The organism is Fimbriimonadales bacterium, assembly GCA_035559795.1.
Lineage (GTDB): Bacteria > Armatimonadota > Fimbriimonadia > Fimbriimonadales > ATM1 > DATMAR01.
Genome location: DATMAR010000012.1, coordinates 225,407 through 246,017, shown reverse-complemented (window position 1 = coordinate 246,017; position 20,611 = coordinate 225,407). Strand labels below are relative to the sequence as shown.

General features: G+C 48.0%; 14 protein-coding genes and 2 rRNA genes. 6 read left to right on the top strand and 10 right to left on the bottom strand.

Annotated features, from left to right (window positions below; translation table 11 throughout):
- Nucleotides 1–5: 5 nt before the first annotated feature.
- Nucleotides 6–407: a peptide-methionine (S)-S-oxide reductase MsrA gene (gene msrA, locus VNK96_08125; GenBank protein HWP31671.1), complete on the top strand. Its 402-nt coding sequence runs from the start codon at nucleotides 6–8 to the stop codon at nucleotides 405–407.
- 122 nt (nucleotides 408–529) lie between these two features.
- On the opposite strand, the gene VNK96_08120 is transcribed toward msrA, so the two are convergent.
- The 5 genes from VNK96_08120 to VNK96_08100 form a co-directional block, all read right to left on the bottom strand.
- Nucleotides 530–1,009, bottom strand: coding sequence for a DinB family protein (locus tag VNK96_08120; GenBank protein HWP31670.1), 480 nt, complete (start codon nucleotides 1,007–1,009; stop codon nucleotides 530–532).
- A gap of 251 nt (nucleotides 1,010–1,260) precedes the next feature.
- Entirely contained in the window at nucleotides 1,261–1,893 is a 633-nt protein-coding gene (locus VNK96_08115) for a peroxiredoxin (GenBank protein HWP31669.1), read from the bottom strand.
- Between the two features lie 298 nt (nucleotides 1,894–2,191).
- Nucleotides 2,192–3,784, bottom strand: a complete 1,593-nt coding sequence (locus VNK96_08110) for a choice-of-anchor B family protein (protein HWP31668.1) — start codon at nucleotides 3,782–3,784, stop codon at nucleotides 2,192–2,194.
- 102 nt (nucleotides 3,785–3,886) lie between these two features.
- Complete coding sequence (gene miaB, locus VNK96_08105) at nucleotides 3,887–5,287, bottom strand: tRNA (N6-isopentenyl adenosine(37)-C2)-methylthiotransferase MiaB (GenBank protein HWP31667.1); 1,401 nt, start codon at nucleotides 5,285–5,287, stop codon at nucleotides 3,887–3,889.
- Between the two features lie 33 nt (nucleotides 5,288–5,320).
- The gene (locus tag VNK96_08100) at nucleotides 5,321–6,046 is read right to left on the bottom strand and encodes a hypothetical protein (protein HWP31666.1); all 726 of its coding nucleotides are present in this window, start codon (nucleotides 6,044–6,046) and stop codon (nucleotides 5,321–5,323) included.
- A gap of 169 nt (nucleotides 6,047–6,215) precedes the next feature.
- On the opposite strand from VNK96_08100, the gene VNK96_08095 reads away from it, so the two are divergent.
- A complete protein-coding gene (locus VNK96_08095) occupies nucleotides 6,216–8,537 on the top strand; it encodes a hypothetical protein (protein ID HWP31665.1) in 2,322 nt (773 codons plus the stop codon).
- Nucleotides 8,538–8,609: 72 nt separating this feature from the next.
- On the opposite strand, the gene VNK96_08090 is transcribed toward VNK96_08095, so the two are convergent.
- The 3 genes from VNK96_08090 to VNK96_08080 form a co-directional block, all read right to left on the bottom strand.
- Nucleotides 8,610–9,086, bottom strand: coding sequence for a ferritin (locus VNK96_08090; protein ID HWP31664.1), 477 nt, complete (start codon nucleotides 9,084–9,086; stop codon nucleotides 8,610–8,612).
- Nucleotides 9,087–9,149: 63 nt separating this feature from the next.
- A complete protein-coding gene (locus VNK96_08085; GenBank protein HWP31663.1) occupies nucleotides 9,150–9,596 on the bottom strand; it encodes an HIT family protein in 447 nt (148 codons plus the stop codon).
- A 110-nt stretch (nucleotides 9,597–9,706) separates the two neighbouring features.
- Nucleotides 9,707–10,993 carry a dicarboxylate/amino acid:cation symporter gene (locus VNK96_08080; protein HWP31662.1) on the bottom strand — a complete coding sequence of 429 codons (1,287 nt, stop codon included), beginning with the start codon at nucleotides 10,991–10,993 and terminating at the stop codon, nucleotides 9,707–9,709.
- 527 nt (nucleotides 10,994–11,520) lie between these two features.
- Here VNK96_08080 and VNK96_08075 point away from each other — a divergent pair.
- The 3 genes from VNK96_08075 to rrf all read left to right on the top strand — a co-directional run bounded on the left by VNK96_08075 (nucleotide 11,521) and on the right by rrf (nucleotide 15,548).
- Nucleotides 11,521–14,423 (top strand): 23S ribosomal RNA (locus VNK96_08075).
- 224 nt (nucleotides 14,424–14,647) lie between these two features.
- A complete protein-coding gene (locus VNK96_08070) occupies nucleotides 14,648–15,322 on the top strand; it encodes a hypothetical protein (protein ID HWP31661.1) in 675 nt (224 codons plus the stop codon).
- 109 nt (nucleotides 15,323–15,431) lie between these two features.
- Nucleotides 15,432–15,548: ribosomal RNA gene (gene rrf / locus VNK96_08065) — 5S ribosomal RNA — on the top strand.
- 250 nt (nucleotides 15,549–15,798) lie between these two features.
- Here the strand turns inward: rrf and VNK96_08060 are convergent.
- Nucleotides 15,799–16,932 carry a hypothetical protein gene (locus tag VNK96_08060; GenBank protein HWP31660.1) on the bottom strand — a complete coding sequence of 378 codons (1,134 nt, stop codon included), beginning with the start codon at nucleotides 16,930–16,932 and terminating at the stop codon, nucleotides 15,799–15,801.
- Nucleotides 16,933–17,220: 288 nt separating this feature from the next.
- On the opposite strand from VNK96_08060, the gene VNK96_08055 reads away from it, so the two are divergent.
- Entirely contained in the window at nucleotides 17,221–19,248 is a 2,028-nt protein-coding gene (locus VNK96_08055; protein ID HWP31659.1) for a hypothetical protein, read from the top strand.
- 181 nt (nucleotides 19,249–19,429) lie between these two features.
- Here VNK96_08055 and VNK96_08050 read toward each other — a convergent pair whose 3' ends face one another.
- Entirely contained in the window at nucleotides 19,430–20,563 is a 1,134-nt protein-coding gene (locus tag VNK96_08050) for a serine hydrolase domain-containing protein (GenBank protein ID HWP31658.1), read from the bottom strand.
- Between the last annotated feature and the right edge of the window lie 48 nt (nucleotides 20,564–20,611).

The following is a 20,611-nucleotide window of genomic DNA, read 5'->3' as shown; positions in this document are numbered from 1 at the left end:
GGGGAATCGAGGCGGAGTTCCGCCGAACCTCAGGAGTCATTGCTACAGCCGTAGGATATACGGGAGGGAACAGGGAAAATCCGACGTATCAACAAGTGTGTTCGGGTGACACGGGACATGCCGAGGCTGTGCTCATTGAATTCGACCCGAATAAAGTTTCCTTCGAAAAACTTTTGGAAATCTTCTTCCGAATTCACGATCCCTCACGTCCTTGCGGATCGGGTTATCAATATCGGAGCGCTATTTTTTATCGCAATGAAAAACAGAAACGAATAGCAGAAGAACTCATCGAAAAGATGCGCAAAGAAGGTAAGAAAATTTCCACGGAAATAGCACCCGCAAATGTGTTTTGGCTTGCAGAAGAATATCATCAACAATATTACGAAAAGAACGGAATAAGGTTATAAGCATTTAGTACGGGAGTGCTATAGTGAAAGAGCCTCAACTGCAGAGCAGTTGAGGCATCAAACCGTAGAAAAGCCTTAACTACAGAGCAGTTGAGGCATTAAAGGCATCTATCCTCTAACATTTATTGCTTCTTCGATAATCGTAATGCACGTTTCATTAAGTTGATTTGACCCAAATGATAGGAAGTGTGAATTACGAGTTCGAAAAGCACCTTTGCAGCCATTTCATCGGACTGCATCTTAGGATTCGGAGGTTTCATAGTCGCTAACATTAATGCTTCCTCCAATCCTGAAAGAAATTCAGCGCGAAGATTATCCCACTCTTCTTTCGACGGCACCCTCCAATCTTCTGTGAAAGGTCGTGAACGAATTCCCTTCAAACGGTTCAGCCAATTGTTTTGCCAAAAGACAGCGTGTGCAAGGTTGGTTATAATCGAATAAGGAAAATAAGGAAGACGAATAGCAGCTTTATCGGCAGTGATATTTCGGAGAAGCGAACTCGGGGATGGAATATCTTTCCCATCTATGATTTGCCGAAGAGCCTCTGCGGCTGAATCCAGATTAGGTTTCGAATCCTCTGTGCCACGAATTTTCATGTACATTTATTATCCCTCAAAGCGTACAATTTTTTTTGCATTGACTAATTGGTGTGAAAAGCTAACTGAATTTCTATTCTTTTTTAATTGCTTGAAATCAGTTTCCGTTTCGAGAGAGACCATACGTTAAAAAAGCGTTCCCAACCAGAAGTCGGGAACGAGATATTTCGATAGAGCCTTAGGGTCAAAAAACAGCGTTCCCAATCAGAGGTCGGGAACGAAAAAAGAAATTAGAAACGAAAAAATTTCTATCCCGTTTATTTCGGCTGCGAAGTGATTCTCAGATATGGTTTCAGCGCCTTCCAACCCGACGGGAAGAGATTTTTCGCTTCGTCGTCGCTTACCGAAGGAAGAATAATCACATCGTCGCCATCTCTCCAATTCACAGGAGTTGCGACTTTGTGATATTCCGTCAGTTGAATAGAGTCGATGACGCGAAGTATCTCCTCGAAGTTGCGACCGGTGCTGGCGGGATAGGTGATAGTGAGCCGTAGTTTCTTGTTCGGGTCAATCACGAAGACCGTTCGCACAGTGAACACGTTATCCTCGTTCGGATGAATCATCCCGTAGAGGTTCGACACTTTACGGTCCGCGTCGGCGAGGATCGGGAAGTTGATTTTCGTGTTCTGGGTTTCTTCGATGTCCTGAATCCATCCGAGATGGCTTTCCACAGGGTCTACGCTCAATCCGAGGATTTTCACGTTGCGCTTCTCGAACTCGGACTTCAGTTTTGCGACGACCCCGAGTTCGGTAGTGCATACCGGGGTGAAGTCCTTCGGATGAGAGAAAAGGACTGCCCAACTGTCGCCGATATATTCATAGAAGTCAATGGGACCCTCGGTCGAGTTCTGGGTGAAGTTCGGTACGATATCTCCAAGTTGCAGAGCCATTTTTTTGCCTCCTTTTTGATTTTTTGATGACTCCTGAAATTTCGAGACACTAAATATACATTACCACGAAAAAAAGCGTTTCCTAAGCTTGGTTGGAAACGAAGAGCCAATTTATTTTTTGTTTGCAGTTGCAGTTTTCAAAAAGCAGTTCCCCCTGCAAAGCAGGGGGAACCTTTAAGGAGGGGTTTTCTCAAAATATGTAACATTCCCTTTGTTTAGAAAGGTTAAAAAGGCGTTCCTAACCAGAGGTTGTGAACGAGGAGTCTTAGACAAGGAATAAATTGATTATGAAAAAACTTTATGGCGCGATGTCCCAAACTGCCTTATCCACTCTTACAGTCCAAGGTAATCCAACCGATGAGCGTTCGGCTTTCCAAGATAAACGTATGCGAACGGATTTGTCAGCAGGATTGACATAATTCTGCAAGTTGCCCGTTGCCGATACTTTCACCTCTGTATCGGATAAAGAAGTGTTTCGAGAATCCAGCAGTTGCCATTTATTCGTTTCGTAATTTAGGATTTCTATCGTTTGTATGATTCCTGAAATGTCCGTGGCAGACTCGATATCGAAATCGAGCAAGGATGGGGTCGTCGAGGGAGAAGTACCGGAGATTTCGATTTGGACTTGCGGCTGAGAGGGCGGGGTCAACGCAAACGGACGCAAGCGCAGAAATGCATCATCGCTGAACGCTAATTCAGATAGCCCCCCCGAAAGAATCGAACCCTTGAGCAACTTCAAATCGTAAGGAACGACGATACGAGTGAGAGCCTCGGTCGGGTCGAGGATGAACAACCCGCGGTTGATATCGCTGACAATTACGGTATTGCTGTTGAAAAACGCAAAACAATTCCACGCCCCTTCGAAGGCGACGGGGTCTCCGAGAGGATACGTATCGAACCATCCGACTTGCGGTGGGGATGTCGGATTATCGTTCGCATCGAAGATTCGCAACCCAGACGTGTAGTTTGCTTGGAAAATAAATCCGTCACGATAATATTGGTTGTGGTCTATCGCTGGCGAGCCTGAGGTGAACGTCGTTACGTAATGCGCATTTTCCAAACTGCTTACATCCAGCACAATCGTTCGCGTAGTGTAACCCCAAATCCATTCGTCGAATTCGTCATCCACATAAAGATATTTTTCGTCTTCGCTCATCCAAGCTTGATGGCAGTAACCGATATTAGGGTACGTGACGGTCTTTACTAAAAAGGGATTGTTTTTATCCGTAACGTCGTAAATTTCGACTCCTCTATCTTCGCTCGAACAAAAAAGAATTTGGCGTCCCGCATAGGGACCGGCAGTATACGTGTACGGCATGATGTCGTGTTCATAATTCTCTGTCATAGAATCCTTACCGACTTTTACAGGATTCGCTGGGTCTGCTAAGGAAAAGCATACGGTCGTTCCTGGTCCTTCATGCGAACCGGCTGTGTAGAGAAATCCGCTTTTCGTATCCACTGCAACGTTGTGGCTGCGTCCTGGAAAGGGAACTACGTTCACGAGAGTGACGGTGTGATTGTCTATGAGAGATAAATCTATAACTTGAATTCCCGAACCGCTCGCCTCTGTCACCACATAGCAGTAGTTTTTGTAAACTTTGATATCAGCCCAAGTGCTGCTGGTGTGTGGAATGAATGCAAAGTAAATCGGATTGTCAGGGTCGGTGATTTCTACGAATGCGACCTTGTTGTCGCACCCCATCAAGGCATATTCCCTCCCCGATTCCGAAATGTATCCCCAGCATCCATTTCCAGAGGAAGCGCCTAAATCGCTGAGAGTGAGTTGTGCATTGAGTTTTACATGGAAAGAATCATAGGCAGAAGAAAAAGTGCTGAGGGATATGAGACCTGAAAGAAATACCGTGTTGAAAAATAATCTACCAAGTTTCATAGTTCATTCCTTTATAGACGGAATCTCGTGCTTAATCCGTTCGCAAGAAGCATTTAAGCACTTTCTTGCGCTAACCACGCATCATTTTCAAATCGCAGAGAATTAGAGAATCTCTGCATAAAAGCCCCAAAGATGACTTTCCGTTGCGCGAACGCTTACGATTTCGCCTGCTTCGATTTTATTTTCACCGAGAAAATGCACGGTTTTGTTGTGCCTTGTCAGGCCTTTCATCCATTTCGAGTCTCCGTTCGTGGAAATCATCTTATCGGGCTCTTTTTCCGAAAAGCCTTCGACCATAACTTCGAAAACTTTACCGACCTCCGTCGCGTTCACTTCGCAGGTGATTCGGTTTTGCAACGCAATCAACTCTTGCAGTCTCTTTTTTTTCACGTTATGAGGAATTTGATCGGTGCGTTGCGCGGCAGGAGTGCCTGGGCGCGGCGAATAGGCGAACATGAATGCAGAGTCGAAACGCAGTTCTTCGACGACTCTAAGCGTATTCTCGAATTGCGTTTCTGTTTCGCCCGGAAATCCGACGATGATATCCGTTGTAATCGCTATGCCGGGAATTTCGCGCAATTTCCAGTAAATTTCTTTGAACTGTTCGACTGTGTAAACACGCCGCATTTCTTTCAGTACATCGTTATCACCGGATTGAAGCGGAAGATGCACGTGTTCCATGACTTTATCGCAGTCTCGAATCGTGTTGATAAGGTCATCGCGAAAATCCCGCGGATAAGGAGACGTAAAGCGAATTCGTTCAACGCCTTCTATTTCTGCAATTTTCCAAAGCAAGCGGGAGAAGGGAACCCTTCCTTCCAGAAGGTTTTTGCCATACGAATTTACGGTTTGCCCTAAAAGCGTAAATTCTTTGACACCTTTTTCAGCAAGTATGCGGATTTCGTTTAAAATGTCATCCGTAGGTCGGCTTCTCTCTCTTCCTCGCGTTATCGGTACGATGCAAAAGGTGCAGAATTTATCGCAGCCGTATTGGATAGGAACGAAGGCTTTGATTTTTGTGGCTTTCTTCTCTGGCTGTGCGCGTGAGGGAAGATGAGTAACAATCGCACCTTTTCGGGGGGGGAGATCCAAACGCATCTCGAAGCGTCTGGCTTGTTTCGCTTCGGTTATCAAGCCGGGAATTTGCGCGATTTGAGCAGTGCCCACGATAAAATCCACATGAGGACATCGCTTGCGAATTTCTTCTGCACGAAGTTGCGCCATGCACCCACAAACCCCGATGATCATTTCCTCTTTTTGCGCTTTGAGTTTTTTCAGTTCTCCCAAAAATGAGAATGCCTTTTCTTCGGGTTTTCGTCGCACAGAACAAGTATTGAGAAGTACTACATCTGCCTCTTCGAGGGAAGACGCTTCGGACAGCCCCATTCGTTGGAGGAAGAGTTCCATTTGCTCGCTGTCCTCCACGTTCATTTGACAGCCCCATGTTATGATTTTGTAGGTGGAAGCTGTCTTTCGAGGTTGGGCTACTTCGAGGGTTTGCACGAAGATATAAATTTTACCGCGTCTAAAGTCACCTTAATACCGAGGGTTTCCGAATTCATCGAAAGGATTTAACGTCGGACCCTGAAGATATTGATCCGGGATAATTCCCGACACTGTTTCCCTCGATTTGGAAAGTTGCCTCTTTCTCCACTCCGCGAAAAGTTTTCCCCACACAACGAGTGCAATGGCAGAGCCAGCGAAACCTCCGAAAACCATCGTAAGAACTTGAAAGAGGTCGAAATCTCGTTCTATTCCTGGTTGGAAGAACTCTATAATGGCACTTGCCGAAAAGGCGAAAACCGCGAAACCGAGGAAGGCGAAGAAAATAGCACCTATTTCCTGCCATGTAACCGGAGCGAGTTCGAGGTTTTCCCATGCAGTGGGGGGCGGGGTTTTTAAAATGGGTGCAGGCTTTCCGAATTCTCCTTGCAAGAATTTTCTCTTTCCTTCTTCGGTAGCTGAGATTCTCACGAGCGTTCCGAACGGGAGTTGTCGTGGTTTCCAATTTCTCTCATCGGAAAATGCCTTTTCGATTTCCGGTTCGTCGAGCAGAGTACGTCTCCCCCAAAGAAACGGGCTGCGGAAAAATTGGATATATCCTTCTCGGTAGAGCGAACGCAAAGTTTCGAGTACCGCGTTGCGAATCTCGGGTTCTTCTTCCTCTACTCGCGGCTTGACGGCAAAAAGTATCGCCCATAACCCATATCGCTGGTCTACGGCAGCACGCATAGCCTCGTATCGGGCGATTTCTTCGAGCATCACTATGTATTGTTACGCATTTTTTGATGCTACGAGGATTCCAATCTATTTTAGTCTGGAAATAGGGTTTGTTCCATGTATCAAAAAATCAAGCCTTAGCCTCTTTTACTTCAGCGCAAAGCAGGTGTAGTGATTTCTTCACTGCTTTGATACCGATAGGAGGTTATCAATGAACGGAAAAATGTTAGGAACTTTATGGATTGTCATGTTGCTTTTTATTACTGCTTTCGCAGAATCTTCGAGTTCACGCAATAGAGATGCTGCGGATACTATGTTTCTAAATGATGAACCCGGAAATTGGTTTCGCAGTGAAAATACGGGGACTCCGGTTTCCATCATCAATGTAGGTGAGCGCGTAGATTTCAAGATTGATGGTTGTTGTACCAACACGAGACATACAGTTACTTTAGCGATCAAGCCTTCGGGTTCTACACTCGAATTCGACCAAGACCAATCTCAAAACGGAACATTGTCTGCAGAATTCGATGTGCCCGGTGTGTATCTTTTCGTTTGCAAAATACACCCCTACATGACTGGGGTCGTTGCAGTGAAAGACGCAAGCGGCAATATCCCCGATGTAACGAAAGAAATGTTGCCGTTTATCGGTCATTTGGGTCTCGATTCCTTACCCGCGAGCACCGTGTTATCCGTACTTGCTACAGTTGCCCCCACCGATGAAGAAAAATCTTCAAAATGGAGAATCTTCACTGCGGCAGACGAAATAAAACCTTCGATACCGGGCGTCGGTGAAGTGTGGGTAAATACGCAATTCGAGCGTGTTCCCAATCAACGCGACGCTCAAGGCGCTCTCAAACCTGGAACGATTACAGTCGTAGATGCTGCGACATTCAGTGTCGAGCGTGAAATAAACGGCTTGGCAACAGAAGGACTTTGGAATAACCCGCACAACATGTGGGCGAATTTTGCATTAGACACCATTTACAACAGCAACTGGTTCGGAAAGTGGATCAACAAAATAGACCGCGCTTCGGGAAAAATCCTTGACAGCATCACCGTTGGCGAGGCTCCGACGCACATCATTACGATTCCCACGCCAGGTTCTCAGCAAATGGGCATCCTCACGATCCCCTTGAGTGCGGAGAACAATATGGTGAAAGTCGAAGATAGCGCAAATGGATTGAACATCATTGATTCCGTTCCGACCGGAGAAGGACGCAATCATCCGCATGCGCATTGGCTTACTTGCGGCTCTGGTGACCGCGTAGTAGTTCCTAATGTGTTTAAAGGACTCGGTCTTGGCGGCTCGATAAGCATATTAGATACGGAAACGGGAAACGTGTTAGCAGAGTTTGTTCATGACCCGAATGATTCTCTTCGCTCTGCGCTTCTGATGCCAATCGCTGCGGGGGAATGTCATGTGAAAGGCGTGCATAAAGCCTATGTCGCGAATCTTGCATCCGGAACTGTGAGCGTGGTCAATGTAGATACGATGCAACTCGTGAAAACGATTTCGGTTACATTGACTCCCGATGGAAAATCCGGATTCGGACTATTGGATACTCTGCAAGTTCCGATCCAAACACCTGTGAGCCCGGATGAAAAGTTCGCAGCCACTGCAGTGTTATCTTTGACTACAATCCCTCGCGCAAACACGGGTTCTGCAGACCATGTTGCAATTATCGACACTTCCAAAGATGAAATTGTCGCCTACGTTCCTGTTCCTGCTGGCGCGCATGGTGTTAATTGGGGAGCGAAACTCGGTGGCGGTTACTATGCTTATGTTACGTGTCAACATTCGAATGTGTTAATCGTTATCGACCCGGACCCGAATGGAGATGGCGATGGCTCCGATGCGAAAGTCGTAGGAAGAATTCTTCTTGCGAATGGTAGCACTGGTGCAGGCGTTACCGATGGTACAGGCGGTCAGGGAGTAAAGCCACTTCCGATGACTCACGACGGATGGATTCAACCAACGGTGTCTTTAGTAGGAACCGGCAAACTCTCCGCAGAAGTCGAAGGGTGGATAAATCTACTGACGGATGAGCAGAAAAATCCTGTCGGTCATCAAGAGCATGATGTTTCCGTATCGAACTTCAATGTTACGATTGGAAAAGTTCATGCTGGTGGATTAAACGACCTATTGGCGAGTGATGATAATCGTTTACGCATTCGCCCCACCTTTTTGGGCAATGCAGATACTCACGTGCAAATAGTTCTCGAAGGTAAGTCTCCCATATCCACTGCCATCGCTCTCACTTTTACATTGGAGTCGAAAGTCGGTAGGACAGACATCGAGCAGAAAATCGAGTTGTTCGATTTCGTCTCTGGGAAATGGGTATTGAAAGACGTTCGAACTGGAACGACTTCGGATTCCACGACTACCGTGCTCGTAGATGCGAACGCCTCGAATTTTATCGAAGCAGGAACGAAACGTGTTCTCGCTCGAGTAGGATGGCGTTTGACCGATAGAAATGTCGGACAAGGTTGGACAGTGGAAATAGACCATGCCTTTTGGAAAGTGAGTCTATAAAAAACATTCGAGGCATCCAGTCTGTTTTTAAGATTGGATGCCTCGTTGTTTTACTCGTTGTCTTAATTGATCCTATTCAGGTTTTGGAAGAAGTGGTTCTGCTTGGAAAAGGTTAATCCCGCTTCGCACTAAATCCACCAGTTGTGTCATCAAGTCTTCTTCTTCGACTTGCTCTTCGATAAACCACTGTAAGAATTGAAATGTGGTGTAATCTTTTTCTTTCAAAGCGACATCCGCCATCGCATAAAATTGTTTCGTTACTTCCTTTTCCCATCTCAGACAGCGTTCCACTGCATCCAGCACAGATTTAAAATTAGGTTTGGCTTCAGCGAGAGCAGGGAACCGTGGTTCTACGCTGCATCTCAAAAGGAAGTTTATAATTTTCATAGCGTGTTCTTTTTCTTCATCCGACTGACGGAAAAAGAATTCAGCCCATCCATTCAGACTTTGCATTCCGAAATAGGAAGCAACGGCAAGGTACTGATGACTGGCGGTAAGTTCGCTTCCGATTTGCTTTCTCAAGGCTTCAACGAGTTTAGGACTCAGCATGGATTACCTCCTTCCATTATCGTAATGACAATGTATACCCTATCGGCAAAAAGGTTTCTTATTCTACGCTTCCTTTTCTCCTCTTTCTTTCGAGATTTGCTTGAAAGAAGAGGCAATTTTCCGGGCTATCTCGATTGCCTGCTCATCGTTTTCGTATTTCGTGCGTGGCCAGAAGAAGCCGCGCAATCCATCCTTATGCCTGCGTGGAACTACATGGACATGGATGTGTGGAACGCTTTGGCTTATTTTGTTATTTAGCGCAATAAATGTTCCTTCCGCTCCTAATGCATTTTCGATAGCCTCCGAAAGCAGCCTCGCATTCCAAAAAAGGAGTCCAAGCAAAGATTTCGGTACTTCTTCTAATGTCGCTATGTGTTGTTTGGGAATAATTAAACAATGACCATGGAATATCGGCTTTTTGTCTAAAAAACATAATGTATGATTGTCATCGAAGACGATTGAGGTTTTGATTTTTCCGATGACGATATCACAAAAAGTACATTTTTCCATCGTTGTGAACTCTCATACCCACCCATGCGGTGTTATAATTATTATCATTGTCCTCTCCATGCCAAAAGATTTTAGCCGATTTAGAAATAAGATCTGTTGTAAAAAACATTTTATTTTTTCGAACGACGTTCCATTTCTGCAACGCAAGTAGCAATCGTGATGTCACCAGTGACATTCAAAACGGTACGGCTCATGTCTAAGATTCTGTCAATCCCTAAAACCAACCCGATGCCCGCAGTCGGTATCTTGTAACTGTTCAATATCACCGCAATCATAGGCCATGCGCCACCAGGAACTCCAGCAGTACCTACTCCTGCGAGGATTGCAAGACCCATCACGCCGATTTGTTCTGCAAGAGAAAGTTCTATTCCGAAAAACTGTGCGAGGAAAAGCACCGTGATACCTTCGAAAAGCGCAGTTCCGTTTTGATTTCCTGTCGCTCCGAGGGTAAGTACGAACTGATTGATCTCCCGAGGGACTTTTACGTTTTCTTCCGCAACACGCAAAGCCGTAGGCAACGTTGCATTACTCGAACTCGTGGCAAAGGCTGTCATGAGAACTTCGCTGATTTGAGAAAAGAAATTTACGGGATTACGTCGTGCGATTGTCCATAAGACAAAACTATAAACAAAAAATTGATGAATTGCCAAAGCGCCTAAAACGGTCAACATATATTTCCCGAGGGCGAGCATTGCATCGAATCCGAGTATTGCAGTCGTTTTGAAAATCAAGCAAGCAACACCTAATGGCGCTAAGAGCATCGCAAAGTCTATTACTTTCAAACTTACTGCGAAAAGCGACCTAAAGAAATTTTTTAAAGGTTCTCCTGTATCTGGAGATACAGAACCTAACGCTATCCCAAAAACCAATGCAAAAAACATTAAAGACAGCAGACCGCCACTCAATGCACCAGTTACAGAAATAAAAGGATTATCAGGAATGATTTCTACGATGGTCTGCGCGAAAGGCTTCGTTTCCTTCGCGCGTTCCACGCTTTTTGCCGCTTCCTGTTGAGCGGATTGCGTCGTATAAGTCGAAATAAGACTTTCGCGCTTCGTTGAATCGATTCCATCTCCGGGACGTACCGTATTCACTGCGAGCAAACCCAAAGTAACGGCTATCGAAGATAACAAAATCGTCATGACTAAAGAACGTAACCCGACACGCCCTATTTTCCCAGCGCTCCCCAAATCAGCGACGCCCATAACAAGAGCAGAGATAAGCAAGGGAACAACGATCATAAAAATCATTCTTAGGAAGATTTGCCCTATAGGGTCTGTAATGTTGGCAACGAACCATCGCACGCGTTCGTCGTCCGAACCCAAAACCCATTGAGAAACCAAGCCGAGGATTGCACCTATGAACAATCCTAAAAATATGCGTTGGTGCAATGGCATTCGCTTATGATTGTTCCTCATCTTGTAATGAAGACGTGCAGAATGGACATCAAGTGTTTCTGCGAAAAGATATTAGCCCTACCTCGGACTAAAAAACCTTTAACTTATCGAGCGCTTATACAGTAACGAGTTGTATCATCCCGAGAGCGATAGCAGATTCTGTTCCCGGTTTATTTGGGATCCATTTCCATGCTTTTGCAGCGGTTTTACTGAGGCGTGGATCGATGACGGCGTATTTGAGTTTCCCCTCGGAAAGACGAATGGTGATTCGACAGCGCGTCCCGGAGCTCCGTAATTTGCCTTAAAAGGCGAGGCGCCAACGAAAATAGTAACGGATGTTTTTGAGATTTTGGAACTTATAATTTCGAAGCGGGTTTATATAATTTGGACTTCCCCTTGACAAGCAAGTTGTTTTGGGGTACCTTATGAGGTTGCTGTTGGGAGAGATTTCTCAGCAGTAAACGTGCTCTTTGAAAAGTTTGTATATTGCGTTGTGGAACCTGCGCATCTAAGAAAAGATTTGCCGTTTGTTAGCTACAAAGGGTGTGCGACGGATGCCTAGGGACTAACAGCCGATGAAGGACGCGTAAGCGGCGAAACGCCCCGGGGAGCTGCACAAAAGCATTGATCCGGGGGTCTCCGAATGGGGAAACCCAACCAGGTAAACCCTGGTTATCTAACGCCCAATCCATAAGCGTTAGAGGGGAACCGGCTGAACTGAAACATCTCAGTAAGCCGAGGAAAAGAAATCGAAGAGATTCCGTAAGTAGTGGCGAGCGAAAGCGGAAGAGCCTAAACCCCGATGCATGCATCGGGGGGTAGTGGGACGATGTTTAGCGACAATAGGTTAGTGGAAGCCTCTGGAACGTGGCGCCATAGAGGGTGACAGCCCCGTACACGAAAACCGACGATAGCGATTCGGATCCCGAGTAGCACGGAACACGAGGAACTCCGTGTGAATCCGCCCGGACCACCGGGTAAGGCTAAATACTGTTAGTCACCGATAGCGAATCCAGTACCGTGAGGGAAAGGTGAAAAGTACCCAGGGCATGGGGGTGAAATAGAACCTGAAATCGCATCACCCACAAGCAGTCAGAGCGCTATGTCTCGAGTAATCGAGAAAAGCGTGATGGCGTGCCTTTTGCAGAATGAGCCTGCGAGTTGTTCGTACCGGCGAGGTTAAATGGTTTAGCCATGAAGCCGGAGGGAAACCGAGTCCGAAGAGGGCGACGAGTCGGTGCGAGCAGACCCGAAACTGCGTGATCTATCCATGGCCAGGTCGAAGTGAAGGTAACACTTCATGGAGGACCGTACCAATGACCGTTGAAAAGGTCCTGGATGAGCTGTGGTTAGTCCGGTGAAATGCCAATCGAACGCAGAGATAGCTGGTTCTCCCCGAAATGCATTTGGGTGCAGCGTTCCGTGTTGTCCTATGCAGGTAAAGCACTGAATGGGCTAGGGGCCCTACAAGGTTACCGAACCCAATCAAACTCTGAATGGCATAGGATTAGCGGAGCAGTGAGACAGCGAGTTCTAAGATCCGTTGTCAAAAGGAAAACAATCCAGACCGACAGCTAAGGGCCCCAAATCACGGCTAAGTGTGAAACGATGTGAGACCGCATAAACAGCCAGGAGGTTGGCTTGGAGGCAGCCATCCTTTAAAAAGTGCGTAACAGCTTACTGGCCGAATGTGGTTTCGCGCGGACAATGTAAGGGGGCTGAAGCCGTGTCCCGAAGCTACGGGTATTCCGATTTTTATCGGAGTGCGGTAGGGGAGCGTCCGCCTTGCAGTGAAGCGTGACCGTAAGGACGCGTGGAGCGAGGTGGAGTGCGAATGCAGGCACGAGTAGCGATAAGTCCGGTGAGAATCCGGACCGCCGAAAACCTAAGGTTTCCTCCGCCATGTTCGTCAGAGGAGGGTTAGGCGAGCCCTAAGGCGAGGCCGGAAGGCGTAGCCGATGGATAGACGGTTGATATTCCGTCCCCGAGCAGAAGTTGCCAAGGAAGACGCCACTAAAAGTTCCATCCCACACCGTTGGTTGTTGTGGGCACGCAATTCGCGTGGCACGGTGAAAACGTGCATCATCGTGAATTGCGTGGGAAGGGATCCCTTCGGGGTGAACGAACTGGGACCGCTAGTGGACGCGAAAATCCCTGACGGCGTTAACTTTTGCTCGCTCGTACCGCAAACCGACACAGGTAGGTGAGTCGAGGAGACTCAGGCGTTCGAGAGAACTCTCGCTAAGGAACTCGGCAAAAGAGCCCCGTAACCTCGGAAGAAGGGGTGCCCCGACAAAGTCGGGGTCGCAGCGAAGCAGCCCAGGCGACTGTTTACCAAAAACACAGGTCTCTGCGAAGGTGAAAACCGATGTATAGGGGCTGACGCCTGCCCAATGCCCGGATGTTAAGGGGATGTGTCATCCTTCGGGAGAAGCACTGAACCGAAGCACGGGTGAATGGCGGCCGTAACTCTAACGGTCCTAAGGTAGCGAAATTCCTTGTCGATTAAATATCGACCCGCATGAAAGGCGTAACGACTTGGGCACTGTCTCAGCGAGAGACTCGGTGAAACTGTACCACCCGCGAAGATGCGGGTTCCGCGCAGTAGGACGGAAAGACCCCGTGGAGCTTTACTACACCTTGTCATTGCGTGTTGGATTGTGGTGTAGAGCGTAGGTGGGAGCTTCGGCGCCAATGGAACACCACCCTCTACAATCTGATGCGCTAATCTGACCCGTAATCCGGGTTGGAGACAGTGATAGGCGGGTAGTTTGACTGGGGCGGTCGCCTCCCAAAAGGTAACGGAGGCGTCCAAAGGTACCCTCAGCCTGGTCGGAAATCAGGCGTTGAGCGTAAGGGTATAGAGGGTGCTTGACTGTGAGATTGACAAATCGAGCAGAGACGAAAGTCGGGCCTAGTGACCCCCTGGTGGTGCGTGGGCACGCCAGGGTTCATCGGATAAAAGCTACCCCGGGGATAACAGGCTGATCCTACCCGAGCGCTCCCAGCGACGGTAGGGTTTGGCACCTCGATGTCGGCTCGTCACATCCTGGGGCTGAATTAGGTCCCAAGGGTTCCGGAGTTCACGGATTAAAGTGGCACGCGAGCTGGGTTCAGAACGGCGTGAGCCAGTTCGGTCCCTATCCACTGCGCGCGCAGGAAATTTGAGAGGAGTCGGCCCTAGTACGAGAGGACCGGGCTGAACTGACCTCTGGTGTACCTGTTGTGCCGCCAGGCGCAGACGCAGGGTAGCCACGTCGGGATCGGATAAGCGCTGAAAGCATCTAAGCGCCAAGCCGACCTCAAGATAAGATTTCCCATTGGGTCAACCAAGTAAGACCCCCGGAAGACTACCGGGTTGATAGGCCGCAGTTGTAAGCGCAGCAATGCGTTGAGATGAGCGGTACTAATAGGTCGAGGGCTATAAAACGGCGTAATTCTCAGTTCCCGCTTTCTGCAATCGGGAACTGGGAATTGCACGGTGCGCAGGTTCCAGAGCGCAATATCAATTTGGAACGTAGTATATAATCTTCCCAGAGGAGGATCCTATTGAACCATCTGGTAAAGACAGCAGTCCGAATCATGCTAGAGAGGTTATGCCTTCCTTGTAGGTCCACCATAGCGCGATAAAGCCCGGAAATAAAGGAGAGTAAGATGATCGTTACGTGCATATTTTCAGTGATTCTGTTTTTGGTCGGTTGCATTGACGGGCACGCTACCATGGAGTCTTCAAGGAAAGCACCCAATGTGCGTCAAGAACTCATGGTCCCCGAGCAAGGAACTATTCAAAAGGACGCCTTTTTTACGGACATAAAGTCTGGCGTTAGAAAAGACTACAAGGTGCCTTCTTGGGCTGTACCCGAGAGCGGCACATTCGAACGTAAAGGTTCGACCAATAGGGTGCAGCTCATCTTCAAGGAGAAACTTCCGACAGCATCTGAGGATCGCTTTTGCGTTGAAGTATTTTTTTCGACGAAGCACGTGTTGCTTGCGCCTGTGTTTGGTTTGGTCTACAAGACTCATCCGACACTATCAGCGCCTGGAGCGGCAATCTTCGACCATTCGCCTAACCTTCGTTTCATAACTCCGGTGAGAATGAAGTTATCAGGGAACACGCTAATTTTGGAATGGGATCGCACAGGAGTTGGATATGAGGAAGAGCCGGTTACTTTAGTGAACGTTTATTACCTCCCTAAGTGGGTGGACTTTCATCGTGCACGCGGAATCATGTTTAGGAGATTCTTGGAGCCTAAAGATGATATTCCTGCGAAAGCGTTAGAACCAGTTCGGTACATTGAGCCCGAGCCTCTAACCCGAGCGTCTAAATAGAAGCTCTGGGTGCGCGACACTGCTGGGTACCAAGGGGAATAAGGGTACAACAACTCCCTGATGTCCATAGAAGGAAAGTTGCCTTGTGAGGTAGAATAAAATAGAATTTCCGGGTGGCCATAGCGAAGGGGAAACACCCGTTCCCATCCCGAACACGGTAGTTAAGCCCTTCTGCGGCGAAAGTAGTAGACTGGAAACGGTCTGCAAGGTTAGCACGCTGCCCGGATTTATTTTTTGTGGTTTCGGCGTACAGCCGAATATTTATTGAGGAAACGCCGTGCCCATCCCGAGTTGTTTGTTTGTAAATGCAGCTAAGCCCCTCAGCGACAAAAAAGTAGTAGACCCGCAACGGTCTGCAAGGTTAGCACGCCGCGGGATTTTGTACTTTTACCGCACTGCTTGTCCGGGGACCCGCGAAGAAAATAGCTTCAATGCAGTGCGGCACACGCAAATCTTCTGCTGCGTAAATTTGGATCTTATTTAAACCTAAGCAGAATACAAGTGTTCTTATTAAGATCAAGGATAAGTGCGTTCTTGCGGGAAGCGCTGTAGCCCAACAGCCGATAACCATTAAATACCTTTGTCCTTCCATGGACAACGAATGCTATAGAAAAATTGGCCGGATTCCACCAGTATGTGTTAGGGTATTCCCTTGATTGCTCCCTTATTTCCCAAACTGGAGAGCCGTTGATGAGCGCTATATGCGCCACGAAGCCTGGCGGCGAATCGTAGATTGCAATAGTTCTGCCGACGCAATCGAGTACGTGCGTTTTCCCGCCGGGGTCGGGCAAGTCGTAGACTACTTGAGCGTTCGCCGCATCAACGTTATACGACCTCCAATCCCACGTGAAGTCCCGGGGCAGAGGAATGCTATAAACCAGCTTTAGTTTTCCTGATTTCCACAGTTCGTATATTTCGAAGGATACGCAAATCTTTCTGGGTCTCGTCTTGCGGACCCGCAGGAATGCTCCTCGAAGACTGCCGTCACTCAAGAACGCTGCTGATGCCGGCTGCAGCTCATAAGCATCGCCATCGTATCTTATGAGCCCTTTCACATTTGGATCGCGGCCCCTTTCTTCAAAGTCTACGATCGCTATCACCGCGAACCCCAAAGTCTTGAATGGCCGGACGGTAACACCGTCTTTACCAACTTTGCCCTTCCATATTTCGGTTGCGCCGAGCGCGCCGGCGAACCGCTCGTCGCGCATTGCAAATAGTCCGGCAAGATAATGCACGAGGAAAGGACTATCTTCTGGAACTACTGGACTCTCGTTCCATATTGCATGGTAATCTCGCGGCCAATGCGCAACCTGGCTCCAGTCTGCGACTAACACTCGATCCGGATCGCTTTTCAAGATATACCATTGGAATAAATTGTGCCCAATGCTTTTTCCATCCGGCAAAGTGAATCTGCGAAAATGACCATCTCTTTGTACGCAAAAGGAGCCATCGTCGGCTAATATTGCAGGAAAGGAGAAGTAATAACTATTTTCCACAAGTTCGCTGCCTGATCGGATCGGTATCTGTTCAGCTGACTGCATGACTGAAAGATCATGGTCATCCTGTCCTGCACTCAGTAAAGAAATAGACAATAGGTAAGCTGGCAACATTTAGAATTAACCTCCTGGAGGAATAGTGTACTCGTACGCTCAAAGAGACCCAGGGTCCTTCAGCGCTTTTGCTTTTCTTCTACGCTGAGATTTCACCCATCACTTACACTTTTATTCCCCGGCATAAGGAGGAGCACGTAAATGCCTGGCAATATTACTTGCTTTGGAACATCTCAAGATTCTTTGAGGACGTTGAGCGGAACTTGCGTTATACTTTTGCTTATCTCAGTAGCAAAACACGGTACTGGACAAAGAGAGAACCAAAAAGAAACAAAAGGAGAAGAACAAATGAAATTACTATTTGCTTTTATAGGCGCGGTTATCGCGTCGGTTGTAATCGTGCCTGTTGTAATAAATTGGTTAGTCTTGCCAAGAGAAGCTTCTGCGCAAGAGAGAACGTTGACGTTGTCCGGCACTGTGAAGGGGGAGTCTGTCCCCGACGGCTATGCCGAGTTGGCGTTCAATTTCTATGACAAAGATACAGAGGTTCTTGCATACCGGACTGTTTCGACTGCGGCTATACAAGACGGAAGTTACACCGCGTCTTTGCCAGCGGATGGACTCACAGAAGGCAAGGAATACTACGTTTTGGTGACGTTGCCGAACAGAGTTCCTGCAAGTCTCCAACAGGAGAATCGTGATGCAATAGGCGTTGTTTTGCTTCAGTCGGAGACTCCTGGGATTCAGCAGACGGGTCACGTGAACATATCGGGGACACTGATTGCGGGTGCAATCAAGACGAATGCATTTCAGATGCCCACGGGAGCGTCTGCGGGACGTGTTCTCACTTCGGATGGTTCTGGGAACGGGACGTGGCAAGCGCTTCCTCCACCTTCAGGGACTGCTGGAGGCGATTTGTTAGGGACGTATCCTAACCCGTTGGTGGATGGTTTGCAGGGTAAAGCAGTTGCGAGCACTGCACCATCTGCAGGCCAAGTGTTGAAATGGACCGGCAGCGCGTGGTCTCCCGATGCCGACCTTCGCGATGCTTTCTGGCAGGCTACGGGGAACCACATCTTTTACAACGCTGGGAATGTTGGGATAGGCACGAGTAATCCGTTTTATCCGCTGCATGTGCATAGCGCCACAAGTTCCATTGCAATTTACGTACTTCAAAGTGCCAACAGCGGCGACACCTACGGCGTGGTTGGGCAAAGTTACAGCACCTCAGGTAGAGGCGTCGTTGGCTCTGCAACTGCCGGTAGCGGCACCACCTACGGGGTGTATGGGCTAAACAGCAGCACTTCGGGCTATGGCGTCTATGGCTTGGCAACGGCTACTAGCGGCTCCAACACCGGTGTGTATGGGTGGAGCCAGAGCACCAATGGTACGGGAGTCTATGGCAGGGCATCTGCCAACAACGGCTCTACCCAAGGCGTGTTTGGGATAAGTGCTAGTACCAATGGTAAAGGAGTCTATGGCTGGGCAACTGCCACCAGCGGCACTGCGTATGGAGTGCATGGACGAAGCGACAGCACTACCGGAATAGGAGTCATCGGCTGGGCAAGCGCCACAGGTGGCAACGACTACAAGATCGGCGTCTATGGGCTAGCCGACGACTACTGGGGCATAGGTGTCTATGGGCTGGCAAATTCCTTAGTCGGCACTGAAGCTACCGGGGTGTTTGGGCGAAGTAATGCTAGCTTCGGCATAGGCGTCGAAGGACGTGTGCCGGACACCGGAAATGTCAATGTTGGTGTAATGGGGGTCAACGAGGGCGAGGCTGGTTTCGGCCTCTATTCCCTTGGGCGGTTTGGTGCAAGCGGAACTAAATCGTTCCAGATCGACCACCCGCTCAGCCCCGATACCCACTACTTGAACCACTTCTGCACCGAAGGTCCTGAACCATATAATGCATACAGCGGAAATGTGGTTACAGACGCGCGTGGATATGCAACCGTGCAACTCCCCGACTACTTTGAGTCCATCAACCGCGACTTCCGCTATCAACTCACCGTTTTGGATGACGGCGAGCGGGAAGACTTCGTCCTGGTGAAGGTCGTTCGGAAGATTCGCAACAATCAGTTTACGATTCGGTCGAGCGCACCGAACACGGAGGTCTCTTGGCGCGTGGAAGCCATTCGCAACGATCTGTGGGTTCAGAAGCATGGGTTCAAGACGAAGCAGGAAAAACCCGAGGAGCACAAGGGCAAGTATTTGCATCCCGAACTGTACGGCATGCCTAAAGAGTACGAGATTCACTACGATCATAGAATGGAACAGAACGGACGGGAGTTGGAAGCGAGTAGAGTTTCTGAGTCCCTCCGTGCTTCCGCTTTAAATCTCCGACGCGTGTCTTCCCAAAAGAAGCGGTAAGAAGAAATCGCATGGCTCGGCTCTCCTGACTTCAGCGGAGGGCCTGTGTATGCTCAATGTCAGTTGAAATGGAAATTTCCTGTGCATGTACCGAGGAGACAGACACAAAAGACGTAGGAAGCAAGAACTGAGACATTGGAATCACGAATAGAGGCTCGAGGGAAGTACTTACAAGTCTGTTCTAGTTTGTGAAGTGCATCATTAGATTTTTTTGAAAACAGATATAAATAATTTCCTGAAAAAGTATATATTTGGGAACTGTCCATTTGTGGGGATACTCTCGTATGTAACTTTTTATCATCTCCGAAATTGTCTCATCGCATGCGCGGATGGAATTTTCGCTTCCGCAATTCGTTACTGCTAAAAACGCTGCGTTCTTTCGAGGTGCTATCCATATTACAGCGAACCACAAGGTGTTACTTCCTGCGTGAGCAAGTGTCTTGCCTCCTGCCCAATCTCGGTCGCCGACAATCCATCCCATAGCCTCGCCGTTATCAAATCCATGGAGTATTCGGAATGTTTCAGGTTTCAAAAGCAATCCTTTCTCACCACGTGCACCACGCAAGTGAAGAATCGCATATTTCGCCCAATCAGAAATAGAACAATGAACCGTGCCCGCTGGTCCGATGACGGGGGGGTTATCTGCCAGGGGTGATGGTTTTATGGGCTCGCAATTTTCTCCGAGATGACCCCATGCCACATTTTCAGGCGAAGAAAGTCCGGGTGGACCGAAGCCGGCGGTTTTCATTCCGAGAGGTTCGAAAAGAAGTTTTTTCATAAGCTCTTCCCATGATTTTCCTGTTACTTTTTCTGCCATAGCGCCGGCTATCACGTAACCATAATTCGAATACTCCATTTTCGTGCCTGGTTCGTATGCAGGCTCTCGGTTTAAAAGCAATTCTAATAGTTTCTTTCGTTGTTTCGGCAAAGGTTCTTTCCATGTGCGGAGTTGAGGAAAGATGACCGAGTCCGGTCTTCTATCGTCTGGAAGACCCGAGCGATGGGTAAGCAATTGTCGAAGAGTTACATTTTTGAATTTGTTATGTATTTTCGCTTTCGCTTCAGGAAAAACGTCGCTTATTTTCGATTCCCAAGATAGTTTGCCTTGTTCGACGAGCCGCGCAATCATCGTTGCTGTCATGGATTTCGTGCATGAGCCGATTTGAAAACAATCGTCAATTTGAATAGGCTCTTTCGATTCCGATTTACGCACTCCGACCGCTCCGATACTCACGACATCGTTTCCACGAACAAAAGCCGCAGCAAGTGCTGGGATATTGTATTTATTACGAATCGGTTTCAAAAGTTCGCTCATGTTATCGTTTTGGATAGTTAGACCAAATGGTAATGTAAAAGCGAGTAT